The following is an 18,642-nucleotide window of genomic DNA, read 5'->3' as shown; positions in this document are numbered from 1 at the left end:
ACCCAAAAACCGGAAACCACTCTCCACCTGTGCAGGCGTTCCTCAGGGGCGAGGGGTCTGTGATTCCAGGGCACCCAGGGCTTGGGTGGCGAGGGCCTCTCCCTCCCGCCAGCCGGCCGTGCGCGCCCGCTCGCGAGCGCGCTCCAGACGCTCGCGCGCCTCGGCCGCGCGGCCCTGGGCCCCGAGCAGTCGCCCGACGTTGTAGTGGATGCGGGCGGCCTCCTGGGCGTCGCCGCCCTGCTCCGCGAGGACGAGCGCCCGCTCCAGTTCGGCCAGCGCCGCGGCGTGCTCACCCGCGAAGACGCGCAGCCCCGCGAGGTTGGAGAGCGCACGCGCCTGGCCCACCGCGCTGGAGACGGCGCGCGCCTGGTCGGAGGCGTGGGTGAAGGTGATACGCGCGCGCTCCGGCTGGTTGAGGCGCAGCTGGAGGCGACCCAACAGGTTGAGGTGCTCCCAATAGAAGTCGGGCGCCCGCGCGGGCCGTCCGCCCATGCGCTGGAAGGCCTGGGTCAGCAGCTCCACCGCACCCGACACGTCGCCCCGGGCCTCGCGGACGCGGGCGCGCTCGCCCAACACCCAGGCCTCCACCTCCGGGTCCGTGGCGGCCGCGTCACGGGCCGTCACCAGGCGCGCCTCCGCGGCGGCCACCCGGCCCAGCTTCAGGTCCGCGATGGCCACGCGCCGCATCACCTCCGCGCGCGCCGCCAGGGCCTCCGCGTCCGGCAGCCGCTCCAGCCAGGGACGCGCCAGCACCTCCACCGCCCCCGGGTCCACCTGCGTCATGCAGGTGAGCGCGCGCGTCAGCATGCCCAGCTGCCACGCTCGCGCGGGCGGCGTGGCCCCGGGCGTCTCGCCCATCGCGCGCAGGAAGTACTCCGCGGCCGCGCGCCACTCGCCTCGCGCCGCCAGTCGCTCTCCGGCGCGCTCACACGCCGAGGCGGCAGCGGGCGACGCGGCGGCGAGCAGGTGGTCCGCCACGCGGACCTCGCGCGCCGGCTCCGCGGCGAAGAAGTCCCGGGACAGCGCCTCCGCCAGCTCCTCGTGCGCCCGACGCAGCGTGCTCGCCGGCAGTCGCTCCAGCAGCACCTGGCGCGCCTGCTCCAGCGCGAAGCGGAAGCAGCCGGGGCGGTCCACCAGCGCCACCAGCCACCCATCGGCCACCAGCACCTCGCGCGCGTCGCCCACGTCCTCGCCCACGAGCGAGGCCTGGACCAGCACCGAGGAGAACACGGCGCCCTCCACGGAGGCGCGCGCCAGGAAGCGCTGCGCGGTGGGGGGCAGCAGGTCCAGCCGGGCCCCCAGCGCGAGCCCCAGGCTGTCCGGGAGGCCCACCTCGGCCAGGGGCGCCGTCGCCTGCCACGCGCCCCCCAACCGCTGCACGGCCCCGCGCTCCACCAGCGCCCGCATCAACTCCAGCGCGAAGGAGGGATTGCCCTGCGAGCGCTCGAAGACCACCCGCTCCACCTCCAGGCCCGGCGGAGCACCGAAGGCCTCGGCGAGCAGCCCTCGCAGCTCCAGCCGGGGCAGCCCCTCCAGGGACGTGGCGGGCAGCGACACGAGCGACGCGGGCACGCCCTCCGGCGCCGAGGTCGCGACGAGCCCCACGCCCGAACCCGAGGCCCCCAGCAGCGACGCGACCAGCTCCACCGAGGGCACGTCCGCGCGGTGGATGTCGTCCACGAGCAACAGCAACCCATCCGGACGCGCGGCGCGCAGCAGCGCGTCCGTCACCGCCGCATCCGACGCCTGGAGCTGCCCCTGCGGCCCGCCGTGCGCGAGCCGACGCCACAGCGCGGAGACCTCCTGCGGGGTGAGCCCCAACGCGGCGAGGGGTTGGAGCGGCGCGACCTCCGTCACGCTCCCCAGCGTCCGCGCCAGCCCGGTGAGCACCGAGCGAATCAACCCCATGGCACCCGCGCCGTGCAGGTCCTCCGCGCTGACCCGGATGACCCGGAGCCCCGCCGCGCGTCCGGCGCCCTCCGCGATGGCCTCCAGCAGGCGGCTCTTGCCCATGCCCGCCGCGCCCAGGAAGAGCCGCGCGCCGCCCGAGCCGCTTCGGACACCGGCCACCACGGCATCCGCCAGCGCGAGCGCGTCGTCGCGACCACCGAACGGCACCGAGCGCACCACGCCGCCCAGCCCCTCCACGCGCCAGGCCGTCCCGGGCTCGAAGTCCGGGGCCTCCGCGAAGCGCACGCCCTCCTCGAGCAGCGACTTCGCCGACGCGCCCGCCAGCACCTCGCCCGGCGTGGACGCCGACGCCAGCGAGATGGAGCGCTCCAGGGCCGCGCCCGTCACCCGCCAGGGCACGCGCCCGCCGCCCCCGCTCACCAGCACCGCGTCGAACTCCAGCCCCGCCCGGACCACCGGCATGGGGGACAGCCCCATCCCCTCCACCGAGCGCAGCAGCTCCAGGGCGCAGCGCACCGCCCGCAGCGGGTCATCCCTGCGCGCCACCGGCAGACCGAAGGCCAGGCTCCAGCGCGTCTCGGTGAGCTGCACCACCTCCGCCTCGTGGCGCTCCGCGACGGAGGCCGCCACGTCGAGCATGCGCCCCACCGCCTCCATCCCCTCCTCTTCCCCCAGCTTGCGTCGCAGCGCGTCCGAGCCCGTGACATCCACCGTGACGACGACGAGCTTGCGCCGGAGCGCGCCCCCCTCGCGCCCCCGCACCTGCACGGTGGGCTCCGGCGACGAGTCCCCCAACGCCGCCGTCTCCAACCCGACGTCGAGGCCCGACTCCGAGTCGTGCAGCGCCGTCGGGGACTCCGCCGAGGGCGTGGTGGTGGTCTCCGGCTCCAGCGGCTGCACCATGGACGGCGCCACGTCGCGCGACGGCACCGAGATGAGCGCCGAGGACGAAATCACCGACGGAGACGAGGACGCGCCGGACGGAGGCGTCGGGGCCGCCTGCGCGAGCGCGCTGCCACAGTGCGGGCAGAAGCGGCTGGTCCCGCTGGTGGACTGACCGCAGCGCGGACACGACACGGTGGAGCCCGGAGCCCGCAGCAGCACGCCCTCGAGGCCCACGCTCGGCTCGCGCAGCCGGGCGCGCACCGCCTCTCCGACCAGCCGCTCGGCGGTGGCCGACACCCCGGGCTCGCCCTGCCGGGCGGACTCGTCCAGGTAGACCTGGAGGGCGCGCGCGACCTCCGCGCAGCGCTCGAAGCGCTGCTCTCGCGCCTTGGCCAGCATGCGCAGGATGATGTTCTCGAGCAGCGGATGGATGCCATCCACGACCGTCGAGGGGCGGGGCGCGGGGGTCAGCGCGATGCGCCGCATCGCCTCCGCCGGGTTGTCGTTCTCGACGAGCGGACGCCGCGTCACCAGCTCCCACAGCACCACGCCCAGCGCGTACTGGTCGCTGCGCCCGTCGAGCGGCTGGTTGCGCACCTGCTCCGGCGACATGTAGCGCAGCTTGCCCTTGAGGATGCCGGTGCGTGTGCGCGTGGAGCGGTTGCTCGCCTTGGCCACGCCGAAGTCCACCACCTTCGTCACGCCGTCCAACCGCACCATGATGTTCTGCGGGCTGATGTCGCGGTGCACGAGCTCCAACGGCGCGCCCTGCGTGTCCACCGCCGCGTGCGCGTGGTCCAACCCCAGCGCCGCGTCGCGGATGATTTCGGCGCAGACCCGAGGACTCAGGGGCGACGCGGACCGCACCGCCGCGCGCGCCAGACGCCCCAGGTTCTCCCCCTCGATGTACTCCATGGCGATGTAGTACGTGCCGCCCCACTCCCCGACCTCGAACACGGAGACGACGTTGGGGTGGTTGAGGCGGCCCGCCACGCGCGCCTCGTCGAGGAACATCTCCAGCGAGCCCTCCTGGTCCAGCAGGTCCGGCAGGAGGTTCTTGAGGATGACCAGCCGCTCGAAGCCGCTGACGCCCACCTGGCGCGCCAGGAAGATTTCCCCCATGCCGCCCACCGCGAGGCGGGTCAGCACCGCATAGCGGCCGAAGACCAGGGGAACCGGACTGCTCGCGGGCGTCATCGCACGCACACGGTAGCCAGCCGACATGGGCCTACGCCAGTTCCCTTCAGGTCCTCACGCAACTCGGTGACAGGGGGGTGTCGGTTACACCCCGTGCGATGCCTGCCATGCCAGCCGGGGGATGCGGCCGGAGGGCTGCGGTCCCGGGGCCAGGGACAGGGGTTGGACATAGAGGCCCAGGCGCTCGCGCCGCCACCAGGCGCCGGTCCGCCGCCGCTCGGACAGGTCCGTCATCCGGTAGTCGTACAGCACGGCGCGCACCTGCCGGGGAGGCGTGTCTTGAAAGGGATTGCCCGCGAGCAGTCCGAGCACGTCTGGCGAACCCTGGAGCAGCCTCGCCAGGAAGGCGACGAACCAGGTGGGTGGAGCGGAGAGGGCGGCGAACCACATCTGCCAGTCCAACCGGGGCTGATGTGGGGCGACCTGCGACGGAGGCCGGTCCACGGCGCCCACCTTGTAGCGGAAGGGATAGGCCATCCAGTGCTCGCCGTCGTTCGAGCCCTCCACGACGACCTCCGGCCGCTCCACCGTCATGACGCTGAAGAGGCCATACCGGTTCACCGAGCGCAGCGGACGCGCGCAGCCATGCAACCACGTCAGCGGGCGCATCACCCGCGCCGACAAGCGAGCGCCCCGCTCGAAGCGAAGGAAGACGTCCGCGGCCCCGAGCACCACCAGCGGCGAGACGAGCGCGGCCGACACCGCCGTGCGCCACCCGGGACGCGGCGCCAGGGGCGACGCCCGCCTCAGTGGAAGCACGCGCCGCAGGGCCTCGTCGTCCAGCAGCCACAATCCCAACACCGCCGACTGGAGGTTGAAGAAGCCATAGTTGCCCGTGGCGGCGATGGCGGCCTGGAGGCCCGTGAAGGCGCCGAAGGCGAGCATCCTCGGGCGGCGTGGGAGGAACACGAAGAACGGTCCTCCGACCTCCAGCGCGAGCACCGCTCCCGTCGAGGCCCGCTGCATGGACGAGGAGAGGTGGTGCGCATACCAGCCGCCTCGCGTGGGCAGCGGCGCCGTCTCGTAATAGTGCCGACACGCCGTCAGCTCGCGCCACGTCCTGTCGCCGGACTGCCACTTGCTGATGCCAGAGCCGAAGTAGAGCCGGAAGGTGAGCAGCCTGAAGAGGAACACGTCGAACGCACCGGGCCCGCCGCGTCCCAGTCCGGGTCGCAAGCCATTCGGCGCGGTGAGCACCGACAGGAGGCCCATCTCCAGGAGCAGCACGTCCCACTGGAACGACAGGAACTCGCGGCCCACGGAGGCATAGGAGAGGTACAGGCCCCACAGCAGCGCCAGGGCGGGACGCGGCGCGAGGCCGAGCAGCACCGCGAGGGACAACCCCTGTCCCACGCGACATCCGCGCACCAGCGCCTCGTCGGAGGCATCGAGCCAGAACACCGTGGGCAACCGACGCCAGCGCTCCAACGCGGTCAGGCCGGAGCGGTCCGTGTCCAGGAGCTCCTTCGCGGGCCGGATGCCGCGCGAGCCGATGAGCCCGAGGACCTGCCTCCCCAGGGACGTGAAGGCGATGAGGTAGACGCCGCCCATCAACCGGAGGAAGCCCCAGCGCACCCAGCGGTACTCCCGTGGCGCCACGCTCCGGCCGAAGAGCCAGCGGTCCACCCGTGACGCCGCGGTCCGGTTCCGGGCGATGACACCGTAGACCCCTCGCGCCGCCTGGAGCACGCCGGGCAGCAGGCCCAGCCTCGCCGCGACACGGGTCGTCCAGCGGGGCGACCAGGTGAGCGCGCGGAAGGCCGCCTCCGCGCCCCGGGACAACCGACCCGAGGGCTCCACGAGCTGCATGGCCCCGCGCATGTCCTTCGAGGAGATACCGAGGAGCCGCCGCCTCCAGTCGCTGCCCGGCAGGAAGCGCACACGCCCCTGCGTGCGCGCGCTCCAACGGGCCACCCAGCGACGGCAGAAGCCGCAGTCGCCGTCGTAGAAGACGAGGGGTCGAGGGGATGGGTCGAAAGCCATCGCGCGCATGTGGCCTTCCTCCTTCCCGGAAGTGTGCGTGTGCCCGGAGGCCCTGGCCGCGCCCGGTCGCGGGAGGGTGGCCGCTCCGGGGGAGGGAGACCGACCGGGCAGGCGCGCCGCGCGCGGACGGCCCCTGGTCTTCGGGACGCGGTGCCTAGCTTCTCCGCATGAGCGAGCCCAAGGGGAAGGCACGACGACTGGTCGAGGTGGTGCCCGGCGTCCATCACTGGAGCGTGTCCGATGACCGCATCGGCGGGAGCCGGAGTGACGCCTATGCGGTGGTGGATGACGACGGCGCGGTCGTCCTCATCGACCCGTTGCCCATCGACGAGGCGAAGCTCCGCGAGCTGGGGGACATCACCGCCATCCTCCTGACGGCGGGCAACCACCAGCGCTCCGCGTGGCGTTTCCGCAAGGAGCTCGGCGCGCCGGTGTGGGCTCCGGAGGATGCCCATGGCCTCGAGGACACGCCGGACTTCACCTACGTGGCGGGCGACACGCTCCCCGCCGGGCTGATGCCCTTCCACACGCCCGGCCCGGCCATCGCCATGTACACGCTGTGGATGCAGCGACACCCGCGCGGCGTCGCCTTCATCTCCGACCTGCTGGTCCACGACGACAAGGGCACGCCGGAGTTCGTCCCCAGTGAGTACCAGGACGACCCGCTGCGCACCCGTCAGAGCGTCCAGCGCATCCTGGACCACCTCACCGTGGACACCGTCTGCTTCGCCCATGGAGCGCCCATCGTCCGCGACGGCGCGGCCGCCCTGCGTCGCGCGCTGGAGGAGGACATGGAGGCCCCCGCCGCGCCCGCGCCCTGAAGCGCCCTCCGCGATTGGGTAGACTGCCTGGATGGATTTGGACATCCGGGCCCGCTTCCTCGATGGGGCCGTGAGGGCATGGTCCACCGATGCGCGCCTCCTGGGCGTGGCGCGCGCGGATGGCCACAGGCCGACGTACATCGACGGAACGCGGGAGCTGGTGCTGGTGCTCGTCTGTCGCGACGAGGCGCTCGCCGGGGTCCTCGCGGAGCGGCTCGACCTGGCGAAGGCCGCGGGCCCGCTGCTCCAGGCCTTCTCCGAGGATTCACGACGGCTCACCTGCCTCTACGACCGCCCGCTCATCCACGTGGAGCTGGACTTCGCCACGCTCACGGAGCTGGGGCATCTCGAGGGGAAGACCTCCGTCGTCTGGGAGCACAGCGGCGCGCTGACGGCGCGGCTCGAACGACCGATGTCCGGCCCGGACGACGCTCCGCCTCCGCACTGGTTCGAGGGGCGCTTCTGGGTCTGGGTCCATCAGGCCGCGTGCATGGCGCAGCAGCGCCGTGTCTTCGACTGCATCACCTTGCTGGGCACGCTGCGAGAGCAGGTCCTCGTCCCCATGCTCCGTGCCGTGGTGCGAGCACCGCCCCGCACCCTCCTCTCCGAGCTGGGCACGCGCCTGCCGCCCGACGGGCCCCAGTTCGAGGACACCGTCGCTCGGCCCGTACCCGAGGACTGCGGACGCGCGTTGCACGCGACCGTGGGCATCTACGACCTCTTGCGCACCGGCGCGGGAATCACCCACGCCTCCCCGGCGGAGCCCGCCGTCCGCAATCACCTCGCCCGGCATTTCCCCCAGGCCCGGCGCGACCGCCGCGCGCGCTGAGTCGAGGCCTCACCCTTCACGCACGAGCACCTGCCCATCGCTCACGCCGGGTGGCACGAGGTGCAGCACCTCCCCCGCATCCGCCCGGTCCAGCAGCCCGCTCAACGCGGGAAGGTCCGTGACGGCGACACGACGCGTGGGTTCCAAGACAAGACGGCGCTCCATCGCGGCCACCACGCGAGCATCGTCCGACACGTCCGTCTCGTAGACGAAGGTGCGCTCGCCATACTCGTGCCCTCCGGGAACACGCCCCACCAGTCGCAGCGGCCCGAGCCGCGCGTGCACGCGAACACTCGGGTTGTCCCACTGCGCCACGCCCCGCAGCCGCTTCGCGCGCAGCATGCGCAGCGTGAGCAGCTTCACCCACGCCCCCGCTCCGCCACCCGGCAGGAAGCTCATCAGCGAGACACCGATGAAGAGCCCCGGCGTCAACGAAGGGGCCGCGTAGTACGCCGCGCCGATGGCGGGGTCCTCGTCCGCCAGCCCCAGTCGCTCTCGCGCGCGGGGCTCCAGCATCCGCGCCGGACAGCGCAGCAGCCCGATGGCGCCCGGCAACAGGTACAGGTCCGACAGCACCCAACGCGGCACGCCGATGCCGCCGAAGGCGAACTGGTTCAACACGAGGTACTGCGCCGCCAGCTCCAGGTTCTGCTCCGCCGGCAGGTACGTCGCGGGCAACCCGAGCGGCGACAGGTCCAGCGACTCGACATGTTCCCCCGAGCCGAGCGCCATGAGCGAGACGCCCGGATGCCGGGAGAAGAAGTCCTCCGCCTGCCGCGTCAGCGAGCGCGAGTCACGCATCGGCTTCGATGTCCTCCGCCACGGCGGACAGCCGGGCCTCGTCGGGAAGCTGGAACGTCCCCTCCTCCACCCGCGCCCGCGACACCAGACAGCGCGAGGAGCCGCCCCCCTTCTCACACAGCTCACGCATCGTGAGCGACACCACGCGCATACCCATGCCCTCCAACCGCACGCGCACCGACTCCGGCACCACGGAGGGGGCCAGCAAATCCCAGCCCATGGGCAGTCCATTCGTCGCGTAGCCGCGCGTCTCGTCCTCCGTCACCGCCAGCAGCCGCGCCTCGCCGAAGCGCTCGCGCAACAGCGCCAGCGAGTCCGGAGCGATGACGTCTTGACACACCATCAGCCGGTCCACGGCCGGCAGCGGGAGCACGGCCATGTTGCCGTGGAACGCGGGCTCACGGACCTGCACGCGCACCACCTCCCCGGGGAAGTACCGCGCCGCCGCCTCCAATCCCTCGCGCGTCGTGCGCCCTCCCCAGAACAACAGCGTGACGCCGTCGAAGGTCGCCACGTCGCCGTGCGCCTCCCAGACCCCGACGTCCGGGTCCACCACCTCGAACCCCATGCGCCGGGCCAGCGGCGCCCAGTGCTCCCGCTCCGCCTGACGGTGCGCGCTCATCATCCGAGGCAGCAGGAACAGCGGCGCGGCGCCCGGGCGCGGCACCACCTGGCCACACTCGGCCGAATACGGCATGCCCGTCAGCAGGTCCGACGGCGAGGGCAGCGCCACGACCGTGCCGCCGCGCGCCTCGATGGCTCGCGCCAACGCCAGCCACTCCTTCCGAGCCTCGCGCGCGTCCACCTGCGGCGCCTCGCGGCTGCGGAAGTTGTTGCGTCCGCGCAGCGCCCAGCCGCGCCCCGGCGGAGACATGAGGAAGAGGTCCACCATGACGTGCTTCTACCCTCCGCGCCCCCGCCGCGTCACCCCACCCCCGCCACGCACTGAACGCTGGCACACGCGGCGGCGCATTCAGGCTGGCCCCCGCCCTCGGGTCGGGAGAGGCTCTGCCTCCCGTGGACGAGACGCCCCTGCCCGAGCCCGAAGCCCTGCGGTCCCTCCTGAAGACCGCCCTGGAGCTGCCGTCGCTCCAGCCCCACGCCGCGCGCCTGGAGCGCCTCGTGGACGACTACGCCCGGGGCGTGGCGCGCAAGGACGCCCCCCTCGCCGTGGCCCTGGTCGGCGCGACGGGCGCGGGCAAGTCCACCCTCCTCAACGCGCTCGCCGGCCAGTCCCTCTCCCGCGAAGGCGTGGACCGCCCCACCAGCACCGCCGCCACCGTCTTCGCGCCCGACGGCTCCGACGTGGGGGAGCTGGCGAAGTCCGGCGCGCGCGTGCTGCGCTACGCCTCCGGCCCCCAGGCCCTGTGGGGCGGACAGGTCTTCGTCGACACGCCGGACCTGAACAGCGTGGCCACCACCCACCGCGACGTGGCGCGCGCCGCGCTGGAGCGCGCGGACGTGGCGCTGGTGGTCATGCACCGGGGCAGCGTGGCGGAGGCCACGCAGGTGGAGTTCCTGTCGGAGTTCGCGCGCCGCCGCGCCCTCGTGTTCATCCTCAACTTCGCGGACGAGCTGTCCGCCGAGTCACGCCAGACGCTCAAGGCCCAGGTGCGCCGCGTGGCCTCCGAGCAGCATGGCCTCGCGCAGGAGGACGTCCCCGTCTTCGCCATCAGCGCGCTCGCCGCCCGGGACGGCCGCGACGTGTCCGGCGAGTTCGGCGCGCTCCTCTTCCACCTGCGGGGCCTCGCCTCGCAGGCCGTGGCCGCGCGCGTGCGCCACGGCAACGCGCTGGGCGCGCTGGACGAAATCCGCGCGAAGGTGAAGGCCGCGCTGGACGAGACCGACGCCCTGCTCGCGCGCACGCAGGCGGCGCTGCTCTCCGGCCTGGAGAAGGCCTCGGAGGGGCTGCGCGCCGACTTCGACACGCGGCTGCACCTGGCGCATGGACACCTCGCGGCCGAGGTGCGCCGACAAGCCGGAGGCCGCTTCTGGGGCCCGGCCGCGTGGGGGCTGCGCCTGTCCATCTGGGGCGCGAGTGGCCTGGGCGCGGCGGCCTTCGTCGGACGGCGCAGCCTGCCCGCGGGGCTGGCGGTGGCGGCGGCCTCCACCGTGGTGGACGCGGTGCGCGGACACACCCGGGCCCGCGCCGCGGAGAGCGTGGTGGTGGAGCCCTTCGAGGACGACTTCGGCGTGGAGTCCGCGGCGCGGACCGCGCTCGCGGAGGCGCGCAGCGTGGTGCGCTCGAGCGGCCTGGACCCGGCGCTCGTCGGCGTCCCCGACGTGGAGGTGATGCTGGAGGAGGTCCGCGCCGCGCGCGCCAGCGCCTGGCGCTACACGGCGACGACGGGCGTGGGAGAGGCGGTGGCCGGCTGGTGGCGCACCGCGCGCTGGCTGGTGCTGCCCCTCATCAACCTGCCCCTGCTCGCGCTGCTGGGGCACGTGGGCTATCGCGTGGTGCGCGCCTACGTGGAGGGCCCCCTGTTGCCGCTCGACTACTTCGTCAACGCGGGGGCCTTGTTCGCGCTGCTCGCCGGAGCGGGCGTGCTCGTGGCGTCAGCGAGTCTCGCTGGGGCCGCTCGCCGTGCGGGAGCCGCCGGTCGGAGCCGCTTTGTCGAGTCCCTGGCCGCCCTGGGCCGGAGGCTGGGAGAGGCCGTCGATGATGGCCTTCGCCCCGGGCGGGAGGCCGCGCGGCGCATCCTGGCGCTCCGGTGACATGGACACCACCGGCTGCCCCGGCTCGTGCGTGCCGTTGCTGGTGGCCATCAGCGTGTTCGCGCCGGAGTCGCGGCAGATGGGCGCGGACACGCGCGTCTCGCGCACTGGGTCCCCATAGCCCACGATGCGCGCGGGCACGGAGGGGTTGTTCCACCCCTTGCCCACGCTGCGCGCCACCTTGAAGTGCAGGTGCGCGCCACACGCCCAGCCCGTGGAGCCGGAGAAGCCGATCAACTGCCCCTCCTTCACCTGCTCACCGGACTTCACCACCACCGCGCTGAAGTGGAGGTACTGCGTCTCCAACCCATCCGAGTGCTGGATGACGACGTAGTTGGCGTACGGCGCGAACTTCTCGTCGCAGCCACCCTGCGTGCTGTCACCGCGGGACATGCGCACCACGCCGTCGCGCGCCGCCACGATGGGCGTGCCCTCCGGCATGCGGAAGTCCCACGCGTACGTGTCGTTGTGCTGATGGCTGCCGGTGTCGTGCCCCTGGCTCACCGTATAGATGCGGCCACACGCGAACGGGACACCGACTTCCGGCGCGTCGCTCGGAGGAGAGGCAATCGAGTTGGGAGCCGCCGGCGCGGAAGCCAGCAAGGAGCCGACGAGAAGGGCAGAGGAAAGGTTCATATCGGGCTGGCGGACAACGGTGACAAGTGGCCCTGGTATTTCCTGTGCGAATTATCGCGCGCCTCCGTGGCCTATCACCAGGGGCCCCATGCCCTGCCCGCTCGGCCGCCCGGTCCCAACCGCGGGCGCCGGAGTGAGCCACCCGTCCTCGACGAACGGGCCCTCGTCGCCTCGCTCGCTGGGGGGCCTGACGCGAACGCCCGCTACGCAGCCCGCGGCGGCGTGGCATCCCGATCGGAAAATGCCGCCCGCCGTCTCACGGCCTACGTGCCAGGCGCTCGGCGCAGCGCATCATGCTGGTTCGACGCGGGTCGTCAACTTAGTGACTGGTCACTCACTAAGTATGTCGTTATGATTTTCGAGGATGGCCAACCGGACTCCTCCACCACCGCCCGAGCCTGCTTCGCGTCCGCCGCGGCGCACGCAGCAGGAGCGTCGCGAGACGACCCGCCGCAAGCTGTTGGACGCCACCATCGAGACGTTGGTGGAGCTGGGCCACGCGCGGCTCACGACGGTGGAGGTGGCGAGGCGGGCGGGCGTGTCGCAGGGCGCGCTCTTCACGCACTTCGACACGAAGGAGGAGCTGCTCGCCGCGGCGGTGGAGCACCTGTTCCCGCGCATCATCCAGGACTACCTGGCGGGCGTGGGGGCGCGTCCCTCCGGCAAGGACCGCATCGCGTCCGCGGTGGACATGTTGTGGTCCGCCTACCAGCGCCCGGAGCTCCAGGCGGCCATCGAGTTGTATGTCGCGGCGCGCACGGACACCGGCCTCCAGGTGGCGCTGGCCGCGGTGGACGGTCCGCACCGCAAGAACCTGCACCGCGTGGCCCGTGAGCTGTTCCCGGAGGCCGCCTCCGAGCACCCGGACTTCGACGCGGTGGTGGAGCTGGCGCTGGACGCCGTGCAGGGCGCGGCGGTGGGTGGCAGCGCCCGACCGGACGACCCGGCCCATCGCCGCATGCTCGACGCCCTCACCCGCTTCATGCGCAGCGCCTTCACTCCACCCGTGAGCCCACGCCCTCGACGCACCCGTTCCTGAGTCACACGAAGGAGGTCCCTGATGGACTCCACACACATTCCCGACCTCATCACCCCGGCCATTCCCGTGTTCATCATCACGGTGCTCGCCGAGGCCCTCTGGGTGAAGAAGCTGCGGGATGAAGGGAGGGACGTGGCGGGGCACACGCTGAAGGACTCGGCGGCCAGCCTCTCCATGGGCCTGGGCAACGTGTTCATCAACGTGGTGTGGAAGGGCGTGGCGTTCGCCGGCTACCTCGCGCTCTACAAGCTGACGCCGCTGCGGTTGGGCACGGGCCTGGGCGCCTGGGTGCTGCTCTTCTTCGCGGAGGACCTCTGCTACTACTGGTTCCACCGCGTCCATCACGAGAGCCGCTTCTTCTGGGCGTCGCACGTGGTGCACCACTCCAGCCAGCACTACAACCTGTCCACGGCGCTGCGCCAGACGTGGACGCCGCCCACGGGCTGGGCGTTCTGGGCGCCGCTGGCGCTCCTGGGCTTCCACCCGGTGATGATCGTCGTCCAGCAGTCGGTGAGCCTGCTGTACCAGTATTGGATCCACACGGAGACCATCGGCCGGCTGCCGCGTCCGCTGGAGTTCGTGCTGAACACGCCGTCACACCACCGCGTGCACCACGCCTCCAATCCTCGCTATCTCGACAAGAACTACGCGGGAATCCTCATCGTCTGGGACCGGCTCTTCGGCACCTTCGAGCCGGAGACCGAGCGGCCCGTGTACGGGCTGACGAAGAACCTCCAGACGTTCAATCCGCTGCGCATCGCGACCCACGAGTTCGTCGCCATCGCGCGCGACGCGCTCAAGCCGGGCCCGTGGAAGCAGCGGCTGGGCTACATCTTCCGCAACCCGGCCTGGAAGCCCGGGGAGGGCCTTCCGCCGAGCCCGCCCTCCGGTCCCGCGCCGTCGCCGGAGCCCGCGCGGACCTCCGCCTGAGCCCCGGGAGGCGTGGGGACGGCGGCCGCTCCGGGGTTGCCCCGTGCTCACTCCCGCGCGGGAGGTGTTGAGCACTGGCCGCCCAGGCGTGTCCGCTCGCGCCCGGGCGTCGTGTTCGACTTCCATCGAGCGGGCGGAGGCGCTAAGCCACCCCCACTTTCTGCGCGAGCAACCCAAGGTGGAGGGGTGACATGACCGAGCGTGAGCTGTGGGAGCGGTATCAGCGATATCTGAGCGTCGTCCCGACCCTGGGGTTCACGCTCGACGTCTCCCGCATGAACTTCGCGGCGGACTTCGTGGAGCGGATGCGGCCGCGCATCGAAGAGGCCTTCACCCAGATGGAGGCGCTGGAGAAGGGCGCCATCGCCAACCCGGATGAGAACCGCAAGGTCGGCCACTACTGGCTGCGCGCGCCGGAGCTGGCCCCGGAGCCCGCGCTGGCGAAGGAGATCACCGACACGGTGGCGGCCATCCACGCGTTCGCCAAGGACGTGCACGACGGGCGGGTGAAGCCGCAGAAGGCGCAGCGCTTCACGCACCTGCTCCTGGTGGGCATCGGCGGTTCGGCGCTGGGGCCGCAGTTGGTCGCGGACGCGCTGACGTCGAGCGACGACGCGATGCAGGTCTCCTTCTTCGACAACACCGACCCGGACGGCATGGACCGGGTGGTGGGCCAGTTGGGCGGCCGGCTCGCGGAGACGCTGACGGTCGTCATCAGCAAGTCCGGCGGGACCAAGGAGACGCGCAACGGCATGCTGGAGGCCGAGCGCGCGTACAAGGCGCGGGGGCTCGACTTCAGCCAGCACGCGGTGGCCGTCACCGGCGCGGGCAGCGAGCTGGACCAGCACGCGCGCAAGCAGGGCTGGCTGCGCACCTTCCCCATGTGGGACTGGGTCGGCGGGCGCACGTCGGTGATGTCCGCGGTGGGCCTGCTGCCCGCGCGGCTCCAGGGGTTGGACATCGACGCGATGCTCGCGGGCGCGAAGGAGATGGACATCGCCACGCGCGAGCGCGACCCGGTGAAGAACCCGGCGGCGCTGCTCGCGCTGATGTGGTTCCACGCGGGCGACGGGCGCGGCCTGAAGGACATGGTCATCCTGCCGTACAAGGACCGGCTCCTCCTGATGTCGCGCTACCTCCAGCAGCTCGTCATGGAGTCGCTGGGCAAGGAGAAGGACCTGGACGGGAAGGTGGTGAACCAGGGCATCGCCGTCTACGGGAACAAGGGCTCCACGGACCAGCACGCGTACGTGCAGCAGCTGCGCGAGGGCGTGCCGAACTTCTTCGCCACGTTCATCGAGGTGTTGAAGGACCGCGGAGGGCCGTCCATGGAGGTGGAGGGCGGCATCACCAGCGGTGACTACCTGCTGGGCTTCCTGCTCGGCACGCGCCGCGCGCTGTACGAGAAGGGCCGCGAGTCCATCACCCTGACCGTGCCGGACGTGAGCGCGCGCACGCTGGGCGGGCTCGTCGCGCTGTACGAGCGCGCGGTCGGCTTCTACGCGAGCCTCGTGCACATCAACGCGTACCACCAGCCGGGCGTCGAGGCCGGCAAGAAGGCCGCCACGTCCGTGCTGGAGCTCCAGAAGAAGCTGATGGCGCGACTGAAGGAGGCCCGCGCGGAGGCGCGCACCGCCGAGCAGCTCGCCGGCGACATCGGCCAGCCGGACGAGGTGGAGACGGTGTTCAAGATTCTGGAGCACCTCGCCGCCAACCCCGAGCGTGGCATCCAGCGCTCCGGGCAGCCCGGTCCCGCGGGCGCGCGGTTCCGCGCGGGCTGAGCGGCTCCACGACGCGCGAGTCCCGTCGGCGCCCGGCGCTCTCCTCGGAGGGGCCGGGCGTTCGTGTTCCAGGGATGCGGAGCGTCAGCGCACGCCCCACAGGGCACGGGCCTCCTCGGCGATGAGGTCGGGGTATTCCTCCGGGAAGAAGAGGCGCGCACCGGGGACACGCCGCACGCCCCGCGAGTTGCCGAAGGCGCGGTCGAGGTGGTCGGCGCTCGACTGCGAGAAGATGGTGTCGCCCGTTCCCCAGAGGATGCGCGTCGGGACGGTGCTGCGCGCGAGCGCGGGCCCGATGCCCGCCAGGGAATTCGCCTCCAACGCCAGGGTGTACGCATGCACCTGGTCCCGGCCTCGTGGTGAGCGCACGAGCGGCGCGAAGTAGGTCTCGATGGCCTCGTCCGACAGCTCGGCGGGGCGTGTGTACGTCATGCCTCCGATGCCCTGGTCGGAGCGGGCCAGCGCCTTGTCCGCGAGCCACGGGGCGAGCCACTGGTCCACGTATGCCCCCTTGCGCGCCATCTCGATGACCGGGAGCACCGCCGCCGGAGGGCACTCCGTCTCCACGTCACAGTTGGTGAGGAGCAAGGTCCGCACACGGTCCGGGTGACGGGTGACGAAGAGCTGCGCGATGGCGCCACCGCTGTCATTCGCGACGACGTCCACGGTGGAGATGGAGAGCTTGTCCAACACGGTGACGAGCATGTCGACCTGCTCGGAGGGGGCGTAGCTCTGGCTCTCGGCGACCTCGGTGTAGCCGAGTCCCAGGAAGTCCGGGGCCACGCAGCGCCGATGCGCGGACAGCCGCTCGATGGCGCCTCGCCACTGGAAGCCATTCAGTGGGAAGCCATGGAGGAACAAGGCGGCGGCCCCTGTCCCTCGCTCGACGTATGCGATGCGACCGAAGCGAGTCTCCAGATAGCGCCGCTCGGCACGCCAGGCTGTCGCGTCCAACGGGCCGTGTGCTCGCGGAGCACCGCCCTGCCCGCTTCGTCCCGCGCAACCCTGGGACACTCCCAACGCGAGTGTCCCCGCCATCAGCTCGAGGAACGTCCTGCGCCGCATCCCGACCACCCCTGACCTCACCTCGTGATTCGTCGCGTCCATGTGCCTGACCTTCGCGCCAGAGTGCGAACGGCCCGGCTTGTACCGAGGCCTCCGTGGCATCCACTTGGTGAAAATTGCGCAGGCCCCGTAGACGGGGAGTGCATCCCGAACCGGGGTGACGTCCCGTGTCCATGGACTGCTAGGCTGCGCCCATGAGCCGCACGCAGGGGACTCCGCTCGCGACCACCCAACCCGCCTCGAAGCGCGAACTGGCGCGCACGAGCCTCGTGCGGGTCTTCGAGTATTGCTGCCACGCGGCGAAGAACGCGCCCATCGAGCCGGAGCAGTTCACCTTCCCCGCCATCAGCCTCGTTCGCTCGGGGGTCTTCGGCTTCCGGAACGCGCGCAGCCCACAGCTCCTCACCACGGGCTTCGCGCTGCTGTCGAATCCAGGCCAGCAGTATGAAATCTCGCACGAGCACGCGGGCGGGGACCGGTGCATCGTCTTCCGCTTCGACGAGACCGCCATCAACGAGCTGGTGGACAGCCCGCGCCATGGCGCCCCGCGACGCTACTTCGACAAGGCCGTGCTCCCTCCCATCCCGAAGGTCGACGCGATCCGACACCTCGCGGAGCAGCGGCTCGCGGACGAGAGCCCCACGATGGGACTGGAGGAGCTGGGGCTCGCGCTCGCGACGACGGTCGCCGCGCAGATGGGGCGCGTCCCCAAGCACGAGTCGCCGCGAGACAGCCGGGGCACTCGCGACAGCATCTATGCGGCGCTCGCGGCCATCGAGGCCTCGTCCACGGAGGAGCTCGCCCTGGGGGACCTCGCGAACATCGCGGGGCTGAGCCCGTATCACTTCCTGCGCGTGTTCAAGCGTGAGACAGGCGTCACGCCCCACCGCTTCCTATTGCAGACACGGGTGCGCCGCGCGCTGGAGCTGCTGCGAGACACGAACCGTCCGGTGACGGAGATTGCGTTCGACGTGGGGTTCGGAGACCTGTCGAACTTCATCAACACGTTCCGCCGAGAGGTGGGCGCATCCCCGGCCCGCTTCCGCAAGTCGACGCCCATCGAGTGGGCCGCGCTCGCACGGGCACAGCATCCCGCCTGACAGCCCACCCCTACCGCGAAACCTCCCCCGCGAGCCCCGCCTTCTCGCGGCGGCACAGCTCCGCCACCCAGTCCGACGCGGCGCGCACGCGGGGGCTTCGCTGCAGGTCCTTGTGCAGCACCAGCCACAGGGGCCGCTTCGCGATGATGCCCGCCCCCACACGCGTCAGTCGCGCATCCCGCTCCCCGGAGAGACACGGCAGCAGCGCGACACCGAGCCCCGAGGCCGCCGCCTCACGCAACACCGGCGAGCTGTTGCTGCGCAGGAGCCGCCGCCCTCCCGCCGTCAGCCGCTTCAGCTCCTCGGACTCCGCGCCCGACGTCAGCGTCTCCCGGTACACGAGCACCGAGTGTCCCCGGAAATCCCCCGGCCTCGGCGCCCCCCGGCGGCGCAGGTAGCCGCGCGACGCATACATCGCGAAGGCCAGCTCCCCCACCTTGCGCACCACCAGCGCATCTCCCTTCGGAGCCACCAACCGCAACGCCAGGTCCGCGTCGCCTCGCTGGATGTCCACCATGTCCGTGCCCACCACCAGCTCCACGTCCAGCTTCGGATGACGTGAGTGCAGCAGGTCCATGTTCGCGGCCAGCAGCGCCTGCGCCAGGTACTCCGTCGCCGCCACGCGTACCGAGCCCTCCACGCGGGCCTCGTCCACCACCGCGCCGTGCAACGAGCGCAGCGCCTCCTCCATCTCCCGCGCCCGCGCGACGACCGCCTCCGCGCCCTCCGTGAGCCCCAACGTGCGCGCGCCGCGCAACACCAGCTTCGTCCCGAGCGACTTCTCCAGCGCGGCCAGCCTGCGTCCCACCGTCGTGGCGTCCACGCGCAGCTCACGGGCCGCTCCGGCGAGCGAGCCCCGTCTCGCCACCGCGAGCAGGTAGCGGAGGTCGTCCCATCGCATATCCATGCCTGCAATGGTGCAGCAAAGGGCTGCATCCGTGCAGCCCCC

The 18,642-nt window shown here is 72.2% G+C and carries 13 protein-coding genes and 1 pseudogene; 7 read left to right on the top strand and 7 right to left on the bottom strand.

Annotation, left to right across the window (positions count from 1 at the left end; translation table 11 throughout):
• Positions 1–42 precede the first annotated feature (42 nt).
• Both LZ198_RS12500 and LZ198_RS12495 read right to left on the bottom strand, forming a co-directional pair.
• A complete protein-coding gene (locus LZ198_RS12500; protein ID WP_253972156.1) occupies positions 43–4,020 on the bottom strand; it encodes a serine/threonine-protein kinase in 3,978 nt (1,325 codons plus the stop codon).
• A gap of 57 nt (positions 4,021–4,077) precedes the next feature.
• Positions 4,078–5,985, bottom strand: a complete 1,908-nt coding sequence (locus tag LZ198_RS12495) for a lipase maturation factor family protein (protein ID WP_253972155.1) — start codon at positions 5,983–5,985, stop codon at positions 4,078–4,080.
• 158 nt (positions 5,986–6,143) lie between these two features.
• Between LZ198_RS12495 and LZ198_RS12490 the strand changes: the two genes are divergently transcribed.
• Together LZ198_RS12490 and LZ198_RS12485 are read left to right on the top strand one after the other, a co-directional pair.
• Positions 6,144–6,797 (top strand): MBL fold metallo-hydrolase, encoded by a 654-nt coding sequence (locus LZ198_RS12490; RefSeq protein ID WP_253972154.1) that lies wholly within the window; start codon positions 6,144–6,146, stop codon positions 6,795–6,797.
• Between the two features lie 31 nt (positions 6,798–6,828).
• The gene (locus LZ198_RS12485; RefSeq protein ID WP_253972153.1) at positions 6,829–7,626 is read left to right on the top strand and encodes a hypothetical protein; all 798 of its coding nucleotides are present in this window, start codon (positions 6,829–6,831) and stop codon (positions 7,624–7,626) included.
• Positions 7,627–7,635: 9 nt separating this feature from the next.
• On the opposite strand, the gene LZ198_RS12480 is transcribed toward LZ198_RS12485, so the two are convergent.
• Both LZ198_RS12480 and LZ198_RS12475 read right to left on the bottom strand, forming a co-directional pair.
• Positions 7,636–8,427 (bottom strand): hypothetical protein, encoded by a 792-nt coding sequence (locus tag LZ198_RS12480; protein WP_253972152.1) that lies wholly within the window; start codon positions 8,425–8,427, stop codon positions 7,636–7,638.
• Entirely contained in the window at positions 8,420–9,319 is a 900-nt protein-coding gene (locus tag LZ198_RS12475; protein WP_253972151.1) for a dimethylarginine dimethylaminohydrolase family protein, read from the bottom strand. The genes LZ198_RS12480 and LZ198_RS12475 overlap by 8 nt, the downstream gene beginning before the upstream one ends.
• Before the next feature lie 125 nt (positions 9,320–9,444).
• Here LZ198_RS12475 and LZ198_RS12470 point away from each other — a divergent pair, with 125 nt between their 5' ends.
• Positions 9,445–11,142: a GTPase gene (locus LZ198_RS12470; protein WP_253972150.1), complete on the top strand. Its 1,698-nt coding sequence runs from the start codon at positions 9,445–9,447 to the stop codon at positions 11,140–11,142.
• Positions 11,143–11,325: 183 nt separating this feature from the next.
• On the opposite strand, the pseudogene LZ198_RS42865 reads toward LZ198_RS12470, so the two are convergent.
• Positions 11,326–11,778, bottom strand: a pseudogene (locus LZ198_RS42865) (M23 family metallopeptidase); the annotation flags it as partial.
• Positions 11,779–12,142: 364 nt separating this feature from the next.
• On the opposite strand from LZ198_RS42865, the gene LZ198_RS12460 reads away from it, so the two are divergent.
• The 3 genes from LZ198_RS12460 (at position 12,143) to LZ198_RS12450 (ending at position 15,528) form a co-directional block, all read left to right on the top strand.
• On the top strand, positions 12,143–12,817 hold the full coding sequence (locus tag LZ198_RS12460) for a TetR/AcrR family transcriptional regulator (RefSeq protein ID WP_253972149.1): 675 nt from the start codon (positions 12,143–12,145) through the stop codon (positions 12,815–12,817).
• A gap of 21 nt (positions 12,818–12,838) precedes the next feature.
• Positions 12,839–13,747 carry a sterol desaturase family protein gene (locus LZ198_RS12455; protein WP_253972148.1) on the top strand — a complete coding sequence of 303 codons (909 nt, stop codon included), beginning with the start codon at positions 12,839–12,841 and terminating at the stop codon, positions 13,745–13,747.
• 191 nt (positions 13,748–13,938) lie between these two features.
• The gene (locus LZ198_RS12450) at positions 13,939–15,528 is read left to right on the top strand and encodes a glucose-6-phosphate isomerase (RefSeq protein ID WP_253972147.1); all 1,590 of its coding nucleotides are present in this window, start codon (positions 13,939–13,941) and stop codon (positions 15,526–15,528) included.
• A gap of 84 nt (positions 15,529–15,612) precedes the next feature.
• On the opposite strand, the gene LZ198_RS12445 is transcribed toward LZ198_RS12450, so the two are convergent.
• On the bottom strand, positions 15,613–16,389 hold the full coding sequence (locus LZ198_RS12445; protein WP_253972146.1) for an alpha/beta fold hydrolase: 777 nt from the start codon (positions 16,387–16,389) through the stop codon (positions 15,613–15,615).
• Positions 16,390–16,787: 398 nt separating this feature from the next.
• On the opposite strand from LZ198_RS12445, the gene LZ198_RS12440 reads away from it, so the two are divergent.
• On the top strand, positions 16,788–17,693 hold the full coding sequence (locus LZ198_RS12440; protein WP_253972145.1) for a helix-turn-helix domain-containing protein: 906 nt from the start codon (positions 16,788–16,790) through the stop codon (positions 17,691–17,693).
• Positions 17,694–17,703: 10 nt separating this feature from the next.
• On the opposite strand, the gene LZ198_RS12435 is transcribed toward LZ198_RS12440, so the two are convergent.
• Positions 17,704–18,600, bottom strand: coding sequence for a LysR family transcriptional regulator (locus LZ198_RS12435; protein ID WP_253972144.1), 897 nt, complete (start codon positions 18,598–18,600; stop codon positions 17,704–17,706).
• Between the last annotated feature and the right edge of the window lie 42 nt (positions 18,601–18,642).

This window comes from Myxococcus dinghuensis, from assembly GCF_024198235.1.
Lineage (GTDB): Bacteria > Myxococcota > Myxococcia > Myxococcales > Myxococcaceae > Myxococcus > Myxococcus dinghuensis.
This window is presented reverse-complemented; position numbering and strand designations above follow the sequence as displayed.